12 protein-coding genes are annotated in these 16,293 nt (G+C 42.9%); 5 read left to right on the forward strand and 7 right to left on the reverse strand.

Going from position 1 to position 16,293, the window contains the following annotated elements; all coding sequences use genetic code 11:
• Positions 1-49: 49 nt before the first annotated feature.
• The 7 genes from F891_RS02140 to F891_RS02170 form a co-directional block, all read right to left on the reverse strand.
• Positions 50-1,465: an efflux transporter outer membrane subunit gene (locus tag F891_RS02140; RefSeq protein WP_005261814.1), complete on the reverse strand. Its 1,416-nt coding sequence runs from the start codon at positions 1,463-1,465 to the stop codon at positions 50-52.
• Between the two features lie 10 nt (positions 1,466-1,475).
• On the reverse strand, positions 1,476-3,452 hold the full coding sequence (locus F891_RS02145) for a MacB family efflux pump subunit (RefSeq protein WP_005261816.1): 1,977 nt from the start codon (positions 3,450-3,452) through the stop codon (positions 1,476-1,478).
• A gap of 2 nt (positions 3,453-3,454) precedes the next feature.
• Positions 3,455-4,816 carry a MacA family efflux pump subunit gene (locus F891_RS02150; RefSeq protein WP_005103219.1) on the reverse strand — a complete coding sequence of 454 codons (1,362 nt, stop codon included), beginning with the start codon at positions 4,814-4,816 and terminating at the stop codon, positions 3,455-3,457.
• Between the two features lie 124 nt (positions 4,817-4,940).
• Positions 4,941-5,927, reverse strand: coding sequence for a DNA polymerase III subunit delta (gene holA, locus F891_RS02155; protein WP_004733070.1), 987 nt, complete (start codon positions 5,925-5,927; stop codon positions 4,941-4,943).
• A 9-nt stretch (positions 5,928-5,936) separates the two neighbouring features.
• Positions 5,937-6,470, reverse strand: a complete 534-nt coding sequence (locus F891_RS02160) for an LPS-assembly lipoprotein LptE (protein ID WP_005103222.1) — start codon at positions 6,468-6,470, stop codon at positions 5,937-5,939.
• A 207-nt stretch (positions 6,471-6,677) separates the two neighbouring features.
• The gene (leuS, locus tag F891_RS02165) at positions 6,678-9,299 is read right to left on the reverse strand and encodes a leucine--tRNA ligase (protein WP_005103225.1); all 2,622 of its coding nucleotides are present in this window, start codon (positions 9,297-9,299) and stop codon (positions 6,678-6,680) included.
• 123 nt (positions 9,300-9,422) lie between these two features.
• Positions 9,423-9,776, reverse strand: a complete 354-nt coding sequence (locus tag F891_RS02170; RefSeq protein WP_005103228.1) for a DUF4124 domain-containing protein — start codon at positions 9,774-9,776, stop codon at positions 9,423-9,425.
• Positions 9,777-10,463: 687 nt separating this feature from the next.
• Between F891_RS02170 and F891_RS02175 the strand changes: the two genes are divergently transcribed.
• The 5 genes from F891_RS02175 (at position 10,464) to F891_RS02195 (ending at position 16,267) form a co-directional block, all read left to right on the forward strand.
• The gene (locus tag F891_RS02175) at positions 10,464-12,191 is read left to right on the forward strand and encodes an acetolactate synthase 3 large subunit (protein WP_004278370.1); all 1,728 of its coding nucleotides are present in this window, start codon (positions 10,464-10,466) and stop codon (positions 12,189-12,191) included.
• On the forward strand, positions 12,188-12,679 hold the full coding sequence (ilvN, locus tag F891_RS02180) for an acetolactate synthase small subunit (RefSeq protein ID WP_004278369.1): 492 nt from the start codon (positions 12,188-12,190) through the stop codon (positions 12,677-12,679). The genes F891_RS02175 and ilvN overlap by 4 nt, the downstream gene beginning before the upstream one ends.
• Positions 12,680-12,785: 106 nt before the next feature.
• Positions 12,786-13,802 carry a ketol-acid reductoisomerase gene (ilvC, locus tag F891_RS02185; RefSeq protein ID WP_004278368.1) on the forward strand — a complete coding sequence of 339 codons (1,017 nt, stop codon included), beginning with the start codon at positions 12,786-12,788 and terminating at the stop codon, positions 13,800-13,802.
• A gap of 1,140 nt (positions 13,803-14,942) precedes the next feature.
• On the forward strand, positions 14,943-15,467 hold the full coding sequence (locus tag F891_RS02190) for a hypothetical protein (RefSeq protein ID WP_005103231.1): 525 nt from the start codon (positions 14,943-14,945) through the stop codon (positions 15,465-15,467).
• 98 nt (positions 15,468-15,565) lie between these two features.
• Positions 15,566-16,267 carry a fimbrial biogenesis chaperone gene (locus F891_RS02195; RefSeq protein WP_005261817.1) on the forward strand — a complete coding sequence of 234 codons (702 nt, stop codon included), beginning with the start codon at positions 15,566-15,568 and terminating at the stop codon, positions 16,265-16,267.
• Positions 16,268-16,293: the final 26 nt, after the last annotated feature.

The raw sequence follows: 16,293 nt of genomic DNA on the forward strand, positions 1-16,293 counted from the left end.
GAACTAAAAAACCGCTGTCTGTCAGCGGTTTTTTATGGATTAAGCTTTGTTAAGGCAATTCACGGATAGGACTACCACCCAATGCCTGCATCAAGGTGACATAGGCATTGTACTGGTTCTGTCGGGTTTGCACCAAAGACAGTCGTGCATTGCGCGTAGTTTCCTGTGCATCCAGCAGGTTCTTTAAAGCGACTGCACCATTACGATAACGCACTTCAGTCAAGCGTTCAGTTCTTTCGGCCAACTCAACATTGCGTTGCTGCAAAGCCACCTGCTTAGTGAGCTCAGTCCGATTCGACAAGGCATTTTCCACATCGGCAAAGGCTTCATACATGGTCTGGCGATACTGGATAATGGCTTTTTCATATTCCAGCTCATTGACTTGTAGATCACGTTTCATGTCATTCCATTGCAGGAAAGGCAAAGTCAGACCAGCACCTAAAGTTGCAACCGGATTTTTCAGGGCATTCGAGAGGGAAGTACTGCTGCCAATACCGGTGGTCAGATTACCGGTCAAACTAATGGATGGATAGTAGCTGGCTTTGTTGGCATCTTTATTGGCTAGTGCCTTACGCAAGCGCAGTTCAGTCGCTCGAAGGTCAGGGCGACGTGACAACAAACTCGCCGGTAAGTCAGCCTGAATACTCGGCAATTGAATATTCGGTAAACGGCTTGGCTCTTGAATCGCGAGCTGTTGAACCGGCATGTGCAGCAATACCGCGAGTCCGGTACGTGTTTCCACACGTTGCTGTTCAATCTGGCTTAAAGTCGCCTGTTGACTTTGAATTGCCTGTTCCGCCTGGGTTAAATCCAGACCGGATACTGCGCCGGCACGATATTGCACCCGCACCAGATCATAGGTTTTTTGCGCGGTCGCCAGATTTTGCTGTACCACACTATAACGTTCATTCAGATAAGCCAGTTGCCAGTACAATTGTGCCGTGGTGCCAATCAGGCTTTGTGCGGTTGCCTGCAAGTCTTCTTCAGAGGCCAGTGCTTCCCAGCGTGCCGCTTCAGTCTGATTGGCCAGTTTGCCAAACAGATCCAGTTCATAGCTTAAACCCGGATAATTAATCCCAAAACTCGATGAACTATCACCATCTTCTAAATCAAAACTTCTACGTGTTGTCAGTCCGGCATCACCGACACGAACGCCTTGCTGACTTTGAGCTTGTCTGGCTTGAATGCGGGCCTGTTGTAAACTGATGCCGGCCACTGCCAGATCGGTATTCTGCGCCAATACTTCATTCACCAAATTATTTAATTGCGGATCTTTAAATAAAGTCCACCATTGATCTGCCAAAATATCGGCATGAATCTGCTGACTAAGCACCTTATTGTTTTGAAAGCTACCCGGCATATTGATCGCAGGCTGTTGATAGGGGGTTTTCACCACTGCGGCACAACCGACCAGCGAGCTTCCCAGCAACAGGGCACTGGCAAGCTTGGTTAAATTCATTTGCATATCAGATTCCTTATTCGCGAGAGAGCGCATCGACTGGATTCAGACGAGCAGCGTTACGTGCCGGGATAAAGCCAAACACAATCCCGATCAGGCTTGAGCAGACAAAGGCCGCTACAATCGAAGTGGTTGAATACGCCATCTGGAAAGTACCGCCGGCAAAATGGGTAATTAATTGGCCAATCCCGAGAGAAAGCAGCACACCCAAAATACCACCCAAGATACAGACCAGAACGGCTTCAATCAGGAATTGCTGCAAAATATCACTTTGACGGGCACCCACCGCCATACGCACACCAATTTCCTGAGTACGTTCGGTTACCGATACCAGCATGATATTCATTACGCCAATCCCGCCGACCACCAGTGAAATTACCGCAATTGCTGAAATCAGCAGAGTCATGGTCGCCGTGGTTTGCTGAATGGTTTCACGAATACTGTCGGCATTCTGGGTAAACACATCCTGCGCGCCATGTCGCTGTACCAGCAGATTCAGAATCGCATTTTCAGCCGCCGCACTTGGGTATTCATCCTTAATCCGCACAATGATGCTGCGAACATTGGATTGACCCAGCATACGGCTCATCACGGTGGAATACGGCAGATAGACATTCAGGCTGTCATTATTGCCCATCATGCCTTTTTGCGCGTCAATCACCCCGATAATCCGGCTCGGTACGCTCCCGAGTAAAATCACCTGACCCACCGGATTGGTGCCATCCTTAAAGAAGGTATTTTTGGTATTGGTGTCAATGACGACATCTTGCGCCTGTTGCATGACACTACTGCGGTCAAAAGGCTGACCGGACTGGAACGTCATGCCACGTACATAGAAGAAATCCTCACTGACGCCGTTGACCGTGGTTGAAGCTTCGATTTCTTTATAACGGCCGGTGACACTGCTATTCACCGATGGGCTAACGCCATCGACATACGGTTGTTCAGCCAGCGCATCGGCATCGGCCGGAATCAGGGTTTTGGACTGTGAAGATCTGGAATTATCCCCAAAGCCTCGACCCTGAAATACGGTAATGGTATTGGTCCCCAGACTGCTGATATTTTCCAGAATCTGCTTTTGTGAGCCATTACCGAGTGCCACCACCGAGACCACCGAAGCAATACCGATAATGATTCCGAGCATGGTCAAGAAAGTCCGCATGCGATGTGCATTCATGGCCAGCAAGGCCATCCGGAAGGCTTCACCCAGACGGTCAACTGCAGAACGCCATGAAGAAATCTTCTTTTGTTCACTGCGGATTAGCGGCTGTTTTTCCAGATGCTCTTCGACTTCAGGAACATTGGGCTGATCAGAAATAATATTGCCGTCCGAGATCTCGATAATCCGCGTCGCATTTTTCGCTACATTATGATCATGCGTGACCAGAATGATGGTATGACCTTTAGCATTCAGTTCACGCAAAATGCGCATCACTTCAATACCGCTGTTCTTGTCCAATGCACCGGTCGGTTCATCGGCCAGAATCACGTCACCGCCATTCATTAACGCACGGGCAATCGAAACACGTTGCTGCTGACCACCAGAGAGCTGGCTCGGACGATTCTGGGTTTTTTCACCCAGACCCAGATCGGTCAGAATCTTGACGGCTCGCGCATGTCGTTCAGATGAATCTGCACCGGCATAAATCGCAGGGACTTCGACATTGCCTGCTGCATTTAAATCGCCCAGCAGATGATAACGCTGAAAAATAAAGCCGAAATATTCACGGCGTAATTGCGCCAGTTCATCCGCTTCCAGTTCCCGGGTTTCACGGCCTTTGACCTTGTAGCTACCCGTGGTCGGTTTGTCCAGACAACCCAGAATGTTCATCAGGGTCGATTTACCGGAACCGGACTGACCGACAATCGCCACCAGTTCACCCGGATAAATCTCCAGATTCACCCCTTTTAAAATCTGGACCGTACTTTCACCCGTAGGGAATTCACGAACCAGATTTTTCACCTCGAGGAGAGGCTGTTGTTGTGAATTCATGCTTACATTCTCATTGGGCCACGGCTATTGCCACCGCGTTTTGCTGCATCATTGGAGGTATCAGAACCATCGGCAATCACCACCTGATCACCACGTTCTAAACCTTTCAGCACTTGCGCAGTCGCGCGGTTATTCAAACCGATTAATACAGGGGTTGGTTTTGCAGTACCATCGGCTTGCAAGACACGAACCATGCCACGTTGTGCTTTACCTTGCTCAATCAATGCAAGTTCTGCTTCAGACAGGTTTAGACGCGCTGGACGTTCACCGGCAGGACGATTGCCTTGAGCCGATTCAGCTTCAGGACGTGATGCCGGACTGCCTTCACCGCGAGAACCCTCACCACGCGCTTCACCACGATTGGCACGTGGCGGACGGTTTGAACCTTGAATGGCCGCAGCAGGAATGGTCAGCACATTTTTGGCTTCATCCAGTACGATATAAACTTGTGCAGTCATATCAATACGTAATTTTCCATCTTCATTCGGTACATCGAACAATGCATTGTAATAAACCGCAGAACTTGACGATGAGCTTGATGTATTGCTATCGGTATTAATTGAATTGGGTGCAGGCTCAACTTGACGCAGTTTGGCGTAAATCTTTTTCTCGTTATTGCCTAAGGTAGTGAAATAAACCGTTTGACCTTCTTCAACTTTCATGACATCTGCTTCAGAAATTTCAGCTTTAATGGTCATGGTGTCCAGTTTTGCCAGTTTCACAATAGTCGGCGCACTCTGGTTGGCGTTTACAGTCTGACCTTCTTCGGTCACAATCGCCACAATCGTGCCATCCATCGGCGCCACAATCTGGGTGTAACCAAGATCTTCTTTGGCAGTCGCCAGCGTCAAACGCGACTGTTCAATCTGTGCATTGATGGCGGTGATATCCGCTTGCGCCGTTTTATAGTTCGCAAATGCCGATTCCAGCTCTGAGCGAGAAGTGGCATCCTGTGCATACATGGCTTTCTGACGGTTGTATTCAGCTTCAACTTTAGCCAAATTCGCCTGTCTTACTGCAAGTTGTGCCATCTGATTTTTAATGCTGGCTTCAGCGGTTTTTAAATCATTTTCCTGACGAACGGAGTCAATCCGCGCAATCAGCTGACCTTGCTTGACCTGATCGCCCAGTTCTACATACATTTTTCTGACCTGACCCGAAACCTGCGCCCCCACGCTGACCATCTTGGTCGCTTCCAGAATACCAGTCGCCAGTACAGAGCTTTCGATATCGCCCTGGGTGACTTCAGCCGTAATATATTGCGGAGGCTGTTCTTTGGGTTTGAGGAAGTACCACCCCGCAGCGATGAGCGCAATGGCAATCACGGCGGCCATAATCAATTTCGTCGGTTTTATTTTTGGCATGATCAATATCGGTTCAAAATCAGAGAATTGTGAACGATTATAAAAGCGAAATTAGGATAAATCGTGTATTTTTTTAAACTAATAGGAATGATTATTATTTTATTTTTCGAATTTTGACAAAGACTTAGTGAAATAGGGGCTTGCCACAGATACTGGAAATCGCCTGTAGTACCAAATGCTCCGGATTTTCATGTCCGAGTCCTTTAATTGAGGCATCAATTCTTAATAATAACCCCGGCCAGGCCAGAAAAGTCTGTGGGCTGAGACGGCGCAAGGCTTGTTGATATAAGCCGACTTTGGTTTTCCAGATCCCGATTTGCAAGGCATTTTGCGGTTGTTCAAACAGCTGCATCAACAGACGCATTTCCTTGCTGAGACTCCATAAAATCAGGCTCATCGGTTCACCTGAAACGACTAGATACTGAAAAATTTTGATCGACTGGGAAAGATTACCTTGTAGCAGGGCATCGCTCAAATCATAGGTGCTATAACGTGACTGATCTTGTAAACATGCATATAAATGATCAACCTGAATGATATCGACTTCAGCAAAGGTATCGCTAACCCGCATCAGGCTGTTCTTTGCTGCAAGCAGGTTGTGCTCATGATGTTGTTCCAGCCATTGCCAGGCATCATTGGCTAAACGAATGCCGAGTTTTTCAGCTTCAATACCCAGAATCTGCTGCCGGTCTTTTGGATAATTGGCCACCAGCGAAACATTCACACCATTGGCATCAATCAGCTGAAAGAAACTGGATTTCAGGCTATTACTATCCTGTTTGGGCATCACCACCAACAGCAGGTTTTGTTCATTATGCTGCAAATAGTTTTTCAGTAACTTGATTGCGCTGGCATCCGGTTTGATATTGCCATGTACTTCAATCGCCAACTGGGTTGAAAACAGCGACAAGCTGTTCAAGGCATTAAAGACGGTTTTCCAGTCGGCGACCGAACTAATGTCATAGCGTTGACGTTCAATGTCCTGCTTTTGCCAGCTGGCCCGAAAGGCATCAATTAAATTCTGTTCCAGCAAAGGCTCTTGACCATGCAAGACCCAAGCACCGCGAGCTTCATCGACACGTTTCAGGGCTTGCAGATAATCAAGTTTCATAAAGAGGTCTTATTGAGCAGGTTGCGCTGAGGTATTTTGTTTGGCTAAGGGTAAGCGGTTCGATGAAATCTGACGCGCGATCTGCTGCGCCACATCATCAATAATGACCTGATTCAGATATTTTTGTTCCTGGTCATCGGTGTTGACCGTTTCAATATCATATTGATACGTACGTGTTGCCACGACAGTGCGTGGTTCAGTGATCGGATTGCCTTGTGCATCTTCAATCCGGAAAGTCACGTTTAAACGTAACAAGGTTTCAACTAGTTTACCGTTCAGTTCCAGACGGCGAGGGGTGTAATCCAGGACACGTAACACATAAGCATTGGGTGCATTACTCAGCTGTACGCCTGCAGCACCGAGGTAAACTGCCAGTTTCTCTTGCAGTTCTTCAGTATTGGGCGGTAAAGACAGGCTCATGACAGAGTAAGCAACAGGGGCGGAGCTCGGATTGGTTCCTTTCAGATGAAAGCCACAGCCGACTAAGCCTGCACTCAGACCACAAGTTAAAACAATTGCTGCTAAATGTTTGCCCAAATGCATGTGTTGCCCTCTATGCTTCCCGAAGGGGAATATTTGAAATCCTGAACTGGATTGTAAAGTCAAAGCCCGTTGGCTGGCAACGGGCTTTGTTTGGGAATTGTGAAATCCTTCAGAAAGTTCCTTCTCCCTCTGGGAGAAGGTTAGGATGAGGGGTTATATATTTACCTCTCCCTAGCCCTCTCCTGAGAGGAGAGGGAACTTAAGGATTTAAACCACCAAATTCACTAATTTATTCGGTACCACAATTTCTTTCTTGGTTGGACCCGTCAAGAATTGCTGAACTTCAGGCAATGCTTTGGCTTGAGCCAAGATGTCATCTTTAGAGGCATCTACAGATACTTCTAACTTGCCACGAAGCTTACCGTTGACTTGAACCACGATGGTTTGCGTATTACGTGTCAGCGCAGATTCATCTACCGCAGGGAATAAAGTTGAATTCAATTCAATCCCAAATTCAGCCAATAAAGTCTGGCTTAAATGCGGTGCAAATGGTGCAAGTAAAGTTAACAGCGTGGTAATCGATTCACGTGCGACAGCAACGTCATTGTCATCTTGAGCTTCAAATTTGTTGTTAGCATTTAAAAGTTCCATCAATGCAGCAATGGCAGTGTTAAATGCATGACGACGTTCAATATCATCACCGACTTTCTGGATGGTTTCATGAGTTTTACGACGTAGGTCTTGTGCAGCCGTAGACAGTGCCGCTTTGTCGATGTTTGATGCACCGTTACCTTTTTCAAGGAAGCCTGTTGCTAAACGCCATACACGTTTCAGGAAGCGGTTTGCACCCTCAACACCGGCGTCAGACCATTCTAGTGATTGATCTGGTGGTGCAGCAAACATCATGAACACACGTGCCGTATCTGCGCCGTACTGGTCAATAATTGATTGCGGGTCGATACCGTTATTTTTCGATTTCGACATTTTTTCCTGACCACCAACCACAACTTCCTGGCCATCTTCTTTATATTTGGCAGAAAGCACACGGCCTTTTTCGTCTTTTTCAAGTTCGATATCCGCCGGGTTAAACCAGGTTTTTTTGCCAGATTCAGCTTCACGATAGAAGGTATCTGCTAGCACCATCCCTTGCGTTAACAAGTTAGTGAATGGTTCATTGCCTTGTACCACGCCTTCATCACGCATCAATTTGTGGAAGAAGCGTGCATAAAGTAAGTGCAGAATCGCGTGTTCAACACCACCGATGTATTGGTTGACAGGTAACCAGGTTTGACCCGCTTCAGGTTTCACCATGCCACCCGTAAAGTCGGGAGATGCATAACGTGCATAGTACCAAGATGATTCCACGAAGGTATCCAGCGTATCTGTTTCACGACGAGCATCGCCACCACAGCTAGGACAAGTCGTTTCATAGAATTCAGGCATTTTGTTCAGCGGGTTACCTGAACCATCTGGAACAACGTCAGTCGGAAGAACCACAGGAAGTTGATCTTCAGGTACTGGCACTTGACCACATGATGGACAGTTAATCATTGGAATTGGACAACCCCAATAACGCTGACGAGATACACCCCAGTCACGTAAACGGAATTGAACTTTAGAAATCGCCAGGCCTGTTGGTTCTAATTTAGCAAGGAATGCATCGTATGCACCTTGGAAATTTAAACCGTCAAATTCACCTGAATTAACCAGTTTGCCTTCTTTCGAGCCGTACCATTCTTGCCATTGAGTTGCATCAAAGTCGCTATCATCAGCGCCTTTGGCATCAATCACTTGCTTGATGGTCAAGCCATATTTATTGGCAAATTCGAAGTCACGTTCATCGTGTGATGGAACCGCCATCACCGCACCTGAACCATAAGACATCAATACATAGTTGGCGATCCAGACCGGAACTTTCTCGCCAGTCACAGGATGCTTCACAGAAAGACCGGTTGCCATGCCTTTCTTCTCGGCAGTCGCAAGATCCGCTTCTGCCACAGAACCCATACGGCATTCTTCAATGAATGCAGCCAATTCTGGGTTTGTTTCAGCCGCTTTCAGCGCCATCGGGTGTTCTGCTGCAACTGCAACATACGTTACGCCCATCAGCGTGTCGGCACGGGTAGTAAATACCGTTAAACCATCTGCATACACGTCAGGATTTGCTGAAGGGAAAGTGATGTCCATCCCTTGTGAGCGGCCAATCCAGTTACGCTGCATGGTCAACACTTGTTGTGGCCAGCCATCTTTAAGCGTGTCTAAATCGTCAAGTAACTCTTGCGCATAATCAGTGATGCGGAAGTAGTACATTGGAATATCACGCTTTTCTACCAATGCACCTGAACGCCAGCCACGACCATTTTCAACCTGTTCGTTGGCAAGAACAGTCTGATCGACCGGATCCCAATTCACGGTTGAAAGCTTACGGTAGATCAAGCCTTTTTTATAAAGCTGAACAAATAGCCATTGTTCCCAACGATAGTATTCAGGGGTACAGGTCGCAAATTCACGATCCCAATCCACTGCAAGACCGAGTTTTTTCAACTGGTCACGCATGTAAGCAATATTTTCAAATGTCCATTTTGCCGGTGCAACCTGGTGTGCAATCGCTGCGTTTTCAGCAGGCAGACCGAAAGCATCCCAACCCATCGGTTGCAGGACAGTTTCACCTTTTAAGCGATGGAAACGGCTGATCACGTCACCAATCGTATAGTTACGCACATGACCCATATGTAGCTTGCCACTTGGGTAAGGGAACATCGAGAGAATATAACGACGTGGACCTTCTACTTTGTCGGCAACTTTAAAGGCTTTGCGATATTCCCAATCCTGTTGGACTTGAGGCTCAATCGCACTAGCTTGATATTCGGAATCAATGTGAGTAGTCATAAACGTATCAGTGAATTACGGTGAAAAAAGTCTGTTGCACAGCATAGCGCAAAATGCACCTAAAAGTGAATTTTGCGCCGGCATTTCCCGAAGAAAAAACACGCTGTTCTATATAGAGGTGTCTTATAAAGCAACTGCACGATTTTTAGATTGCTGCAAGGCTTCGTTGGCTTCACGTTGTTGCTGGTCCTGATTCGCAGGAACTTGAGGGGCTTGTTGCTGTTGTTCTTGAGGTGTGTTCTCGGTTTGAACTTCAGTTTCAGCTGTTCTTGGAGATGCCGGTGCTGAATTTTTCCAGCCATAAGTATCCACTGTGGTGGCTTTTTTCGCAGATTTTGGTGGTGGCGTCTTGGTATAATGCGTGACACCTTTCGCATCGACCCATTTATGATACTGGATCGCGGAAGCGCTGGTGCTACAGATGCTCAAAACAACTGCGCAACTCAAACTGAAGGCGGTTAAAAAAGATATTTTCATTGTTCTTGGGCCTCGGCTTGCTAGGCATGGAATACTGCAATTATTGTAGTGATATTTTCAGTAAAAATGATGGATTTTTATCTGCTTTATTCAAAGCTAACTGCTTAAATAAGCTCAATCTAGCGTATAAGAAATCAGAGACAAATCTTCGTATACAAAATTTATTGATAAACAATTTCCTTTCATTTAATAAAAATTCATTCATTTTTTTTATATAAGACATATTAAAAATTTATAAAATTAAACCATTAACTCTATGAATTTTATTGGATTAGATGAATAGACAAGACAGTCAATGCATGGCTATGAGCTGATATTGCTGTTAAAAACAGCAGATCTAGGCACTAGTAAGTATGGATTGTCTGTTTTTTAAACTTGACTTTAAAGCCTGAAAACACAAGAATGCTGCAATAGTTTTATATGCCTTAGATCGATCACCCTTCGACTAAGTGTCATTTCATGCAGTGGGCGATTTTTCTAGCCGAGAAATTGAACAAAGCTAAGCAAAATATGTTTATCCCAACATGTTTTAGATCCCGTATTGCTCGAACAGTGAAGAGATCAGATTTTTTTCCTATTGCTTTGAAAACTATGAAATTTGTGTGCTATAACAGTGCAGACAGTTAACAAACGAAACACTGCAAATGCCTCCCATTTGTGTAGTGAATAATATTAGGGTGAATCACGTTGGAACTTCTATCTGGTGGTGAAATGCTTGTTCGCGCATTAGCGGACGAAGGCGTTGAACATGTTTTTGGATACCCAGGCGGCGCAGTTCTTCATATTTATGATGCGCTATTTCAACAAGACAGAATCAATCATTATCTCGTACGTCACGAACAGGCTGCTGGTCACATGGCCGATGCTTACTCACGCGTGACAGGCAAGACCGGTGTTGTGCTGGTGACTTCAGGTCCGGGCGCAACCAACACGGTGACCCCAATTGCAACGGCCTATATGGACTCAATCCCGATGGTGATTTTGTCAGGTCAGGTTGCGAGTCATCTGATTGGTGAAGATGCATTTCAGGAAACCGATATGGTCGGTATTTCACGTCCTATCGTGAAACATAGCTTCCAGGTGCGTCATGCCAGCGAAATTCCTGCGATTATCAAGAAAGCCTTCTATATTGCGTCTTCAGGTCGTCCAGGTCCTGTAGTGATTGATATTCCAAAGGATGCGACCAATCCTGCAGAGAAATTTGCTTACGAATACCCAGAAAAAGTGAAGATGCGTTCGTATCAGCCACCGTTCCGTGGTCACTCAGGTCAAATTCGTAAAGCGATTGAAGAACTGATCCATGCTAAACGCCCAGTTATTTACTCAGGCGGTGGTGTGGTTCAAGGCAATGCTTCAGCACAGTTGACAGAGCTTGCGCATCTATTGGGTTATCCAGTGACCAATACCTTGATGGGTCTTGGCGCATTCCCGGGTGATGATGAACAGTTCATCGGTATGTTGGGTATGCACGGTACTTATGAAGCTAACATGACCATGCACAATGCAGATGTAATTCTGTGTGTGGGTGCGCGTTTCGATGACCGTGTGACCAACAATCCTGCAAAATTCTGTCCAAATGCTAAAGTCATTCATATAGATATCGACCCAGCGACAATCTCAAAAACCATTATGGCGCACATTCCAATTGTCGGTGCTGTAGAGCCTGTACTGAATGAGATGTTGAACCAGTTGAAACAGCTTAATGTTTCTAAGCCAAATCCTGAAGCGATTGCGGCATGGTGGAAACAGATCAATGAATGGCGCAAGGTTCATGGTGGTCGTTTTGAAGCAGGTGTTGATGGCGTAATGAAGCCACAACAAGTGGTTCAGGCATTGGACAAAGTGACCAATGGTGAAGCGATCATTACTTCTGACGTCGGTCAGCATCAGATGTTTGGTGCGATGTATTACAAATACAAACGTCCACGTCAATGGATCAACTCAGGTGGTCTAGGCACTATGGGTGTGGGCTTGCCGTATGCAATGGCTGCGAAGCTTGCATACCCGGAACAGCAAGTAGTATGTATCACCGGTGAAGCATCGATTCAGATGTGTATCCAGGAGCTTTCGACCTGTAAGCAATATGGCCTGAATGTAAAAATCCTGTGCTTGAATAACCAGTCTTTAGGCATGGTAAAACAATGGCAAGATATGAACTATGAAGGACGTCATTCAAGTTCTTATGTAGATTCATTGCCTGACTTTGCCAAACTGATGGAAGCTTATGGTCATGTCGGCATTCAGATTAATCATGCCGATGAGCTAGAGTCTAAGCTTGCAGAAGCGATGGCAATTAACGACAAGTGCGTATTTATTAACGTTATGGTAGATCGTACCGAACACGTTTATCCGATGTTGATTGCGGGTCAATCGATGCAGGATATGTGGTTGGCTAAAGGGGAGCGCACGAAATGAGACATATTATCTCTGTACTCGTAGAAAACGAATCAGGCGCGCTTTCTCGTTTAGTGGGTTTGTTCTCACAGCGTGGCTACAACATCGAAACATTGAACGTTGCCCCGACTGAAGATCCAACACTTTCACGTTTGACATTGACCACTTATGGTGATGATCACAAGATTGAGCAAATTACCAAACAGCTTAACAAGCTGGTTGAAGTGGTGAAAGTGGTTGACCTGTCTGAAGGTGCACATATTGAGCGTGAATTGATGCTGATTAAAGTCAAAGCATTGGGTTCATCGCGTGACGAAATCAAACGTACGGCAGATATTTTCCGTGGTCAGATTGTCGATGTAACACCAACGACCTATACCATTCAAATCGCGGGTACCACTGAAAAAGTGGATGCGTTTATTGATGCACTTGCAGAACACACGATTTTAGAAGTGGTTCGTTCAGGTGTATCAGGTATCGCACGCGGCGAAAAAGTACTCACCATCTAAATTTTAAGTATTTCCTCATCTGAATAAGAAGAGGGTATCAGGCAATGTAAATTTAAGGGTCATTGCCTGATTTAACGGACAAACAAGCATTTAAGCGGAGACAGCAATGCAAATTTTTTACGATAAAGACTGTGACTTATCTATCATCCAATCTAAGAAAGTAGCGATCATTGGTTACGGTTCACAAGGCCACGCGCATGCGCTTAACCTGAAAGATTCTGGTGTTGACGTAACTGTAGGTTTACGTGCGAACTCTGCTTCTTGGAAGAAAGCTGAAAATTCAGGTCTTAAAGTTGCTGAAGTTCCTGCTGCTGTAGCACAAGCTGACGTAGTGATGATTTTGACTCCAGATGAGTTCCAATCTCAACTTTACCGTGACGTAATTGAGCCAAACATCAAGCAAGGCGCTACTTTAGCATTTGCTCATGGTTTCTCGATTCTTTATAACCAAGTTGTTCCACGTGCTGACTTAGACGTAATCATGGTTGCACCTAAAGCTCCTGGTCACACCGTACGTTCTGAATACCAACGTGGTTCAGGTGTTCCTGACCTTATCGCGATTCACCAAGATGCTTCTGGTAATGCGCGTAACGTTGCTCTTTCTTACGCTTCAGGCGTAGGTGGCGGCCGTACAGGTATCATCGAAACTTCATTCCGTGAAGAAACTGAAACTGACCTTTTCGGTGAGCAAGCAGTTCTTTGTGGTGGTGCTGTTGAATTGGTTAAAATGGGCTTCGAAACTTTGGTTGAAGCTGGTTATGCACCAGAAATGGCGTATTTCGAATGTCTACACGAACTTAAATTGATCGTTGACTTAATGTTCGAAGGCGGTATCGCGGACATGAACTACTCAGTGTCAAACAACGCTGAATACGGCGAATATGTAACGGGTACTGAAGTAATCAACGAACAGTCTCGTGAAGCAATGCGTAATGCGCTTAAACGTATTCAATCTGGCGAATACGCGAAGATGTTTATTCAAGAAGGTGCGTTGAACTACCCATCTATGACTGCCCGTCGTCGTCAAAATGCTGCTCATGGTATCGAAGTTACTGGTAACAAGTTACGTGCGATGATGCCTTGGATTCAAGCGAACAAAATCGTAGATAAAGAGAAAAACTAATTTCTCGAATCAATTGATTTGAATGCGAAAACCCACTTAATTTGAGTGGGTTTTTTATTTCTATGTTTACGTGGCTCAAAAATGGAAGCACTGCTTCCATTTTTTTCGTATGTCTTAGATTCAAGTGAACAAAACTGTAAATAAGGAAAAGAACTAAAGTTACGTGCCTTGCAAAAAAAACAGGAAAGCAGTTTTTTCCTCTTTTTTTGTAGCTTGTATTCAAGCAGAATAATTCTAATCAAGAATCAAGTTGATTTTTTTAATTTAAAAATATTAATAATGAATAAATAGTTTATCAGAAGAAGGATTTCTTATTTATTAAATATGATTTCTATATAAAGAGTTATTAAGCCTAAATTCTACTAATAATCTTTGTGAAAAATTCAAGTGAAAATATCTAAATTATTTTGAGTCTTTAATTTTTAAAAATTTAAAATTTAAACTGAACTAAATAGTTGAAATGAAATAATTTATTTATTAATTAAGTATTTATAAAGCTTATTTGAATAATAAAGTTATTTATTCGGTTATATTTAAATTAATAACTATATTTAATTTTACTAAGGAAATAATGTGAATAATTTTTTAATAAAATTGCAAAATAAGTTTTTAAATATTTATTTTTATTTAAAAATATACAAGCCATTGTTTTAAATATTTTATTTAGAAAAAATTTAATGGTCAAAATTGAATATAATTATCGCTATGTAGTAAAAATAACGAAAAAAAACGGAATAAATCACATTTTTTTATGCACTGATAAGGAAATTGTAAGACTTTGTGAAAATTATTGTTTTAATAAAATAGATTTTAATAATTTTATTTTAATCAGTAACTTAATGTTTTTATTTTTTTAGTAAAAAATGGTAAGAATAGAGAGAACTCTAAGATGTTCGGATTTGTAATGTTATGTGATTTTATATAAGTATTTATTATATAAATAAAAAAATTAAAAAAAATCTTATTTGAAACAAAAAAAATATATTGTGAATAATAACATTTTTGATTTTTTTTTAAATAATGATAATAGAATTGCCTCAGCGCTTATAACTTAAGTGCTCATAATAATAAAGAGAACTTTAATATAAGCGTAAAACTAATAGATAGACATCTTCTTTAAAAAAAGAAATGGAGAAAGACATGAAAAAAATGACTCAAGCAGCATTGGCAGCATTAGTGATGAGCTTTGGCTGTGGTTCAACATTAGTTTATGCAGATGCAGAAATTGCAGGCAAGCCAGGTCCCAAACCAACAAAACCACATAAGCCAGGAAAGCATGGATGTGGGGATAAATGTGATGGGAAAATTAAAATTAATTTGAAAGTCGATAAACATTGTGATGTAGATATGGGTGATACCGTATTAAACCTTGCTCGTTCTACAGCAGGCGGTGGTGAAGTATGGACGGATTCAACATCATTTAGTGTAGATACCAATTCATTCTTTAGAGTGAATTATGTAGCACCTACACAATTAAATGGTGCTGGAGGTTCTGTTCCAGTAACAGTCGCAACTTTGGCAAATGGTGCAAGTTATTCAACTGGAGATCTATTGGAAACTACTTCAGCTACATTTGATGTTACTGCTACTGTAGCGGGTAGTGATTATCGTGATGCACGTGCCGGTGACTATAGTAACGTATATACTTTTGCAGTAGCATTCTAAAAATTATAAATGACTTAATAGTAGGAGATGTTTAATACATCTCCTATTTTAATATTATTTTTTAATAAAAATATTAAGCTAAAATATGGGATTTTGTTATGAATGGGAAGATTTTAAGCTTTTTTATATTATTTCTTTGTGGTTTTTATGCATCAGCAGGAATAAAATTTACACCTGTCCAGATGAATATAGATGATTTCAAAAAGCAGAAAAGTACAACTGTAAATATTGAAAGTACGGGGATATCTACTTCCAAAATATATGAAATTAATGCATTTAAGTGGGAACAAAATGATAAAGGGGAAGATATTCTAGTAAAGGATGATACATTGTTATTTAACCCAAAAATTTTTGAATTAAAACCAGAGAGTAAACAATTGGTTCGGATAGGTTTTAGTCAATCCCCAGCAAACTTAAAAAAAGAACAAGCATGGCGAATTATTTTTGAAGAAATTACGCCTGTTGTAGATAAATCTAACTTAACTTTTCTATTTAATTTTTCTTTACCATTATTTGCTGGTAAACAAGTATCTCCTAAGCTGGATGTAAATATTCAAAAAACGAGTAATACATCTTATTTAAACATTAATAATGTGGCTGATTCTCATGCAAAGCTTATAGAAATAATTGTTTTAGATCAGAATAATAAAGAAATAGTTAAAAAAAATATAGTTCAATATATTTTAAGTGGTAAAAAGGTTGTGGTTGATCTGGGTGATATTAATGTAAATGGGAAGTTGAAGCTTAAAATAAAATTAGAGGACCAAGCAGAATATCTTGAATTTCCTATTAAAGTATAGTTATTAAATAATAAAAAGTAAAAGGA

The organism is Acinetobacter sp. CIP 101966 (genome assembly GCF_000369725.1).
Taxonomy (GTDB): domain Bacteria; phylum Pseudomonadota; class Gammaproteobacteria; order Pseudomonadales; family Moraxellaceae; genus Acinetobacter; species Acinetobacter lwoffii_Q.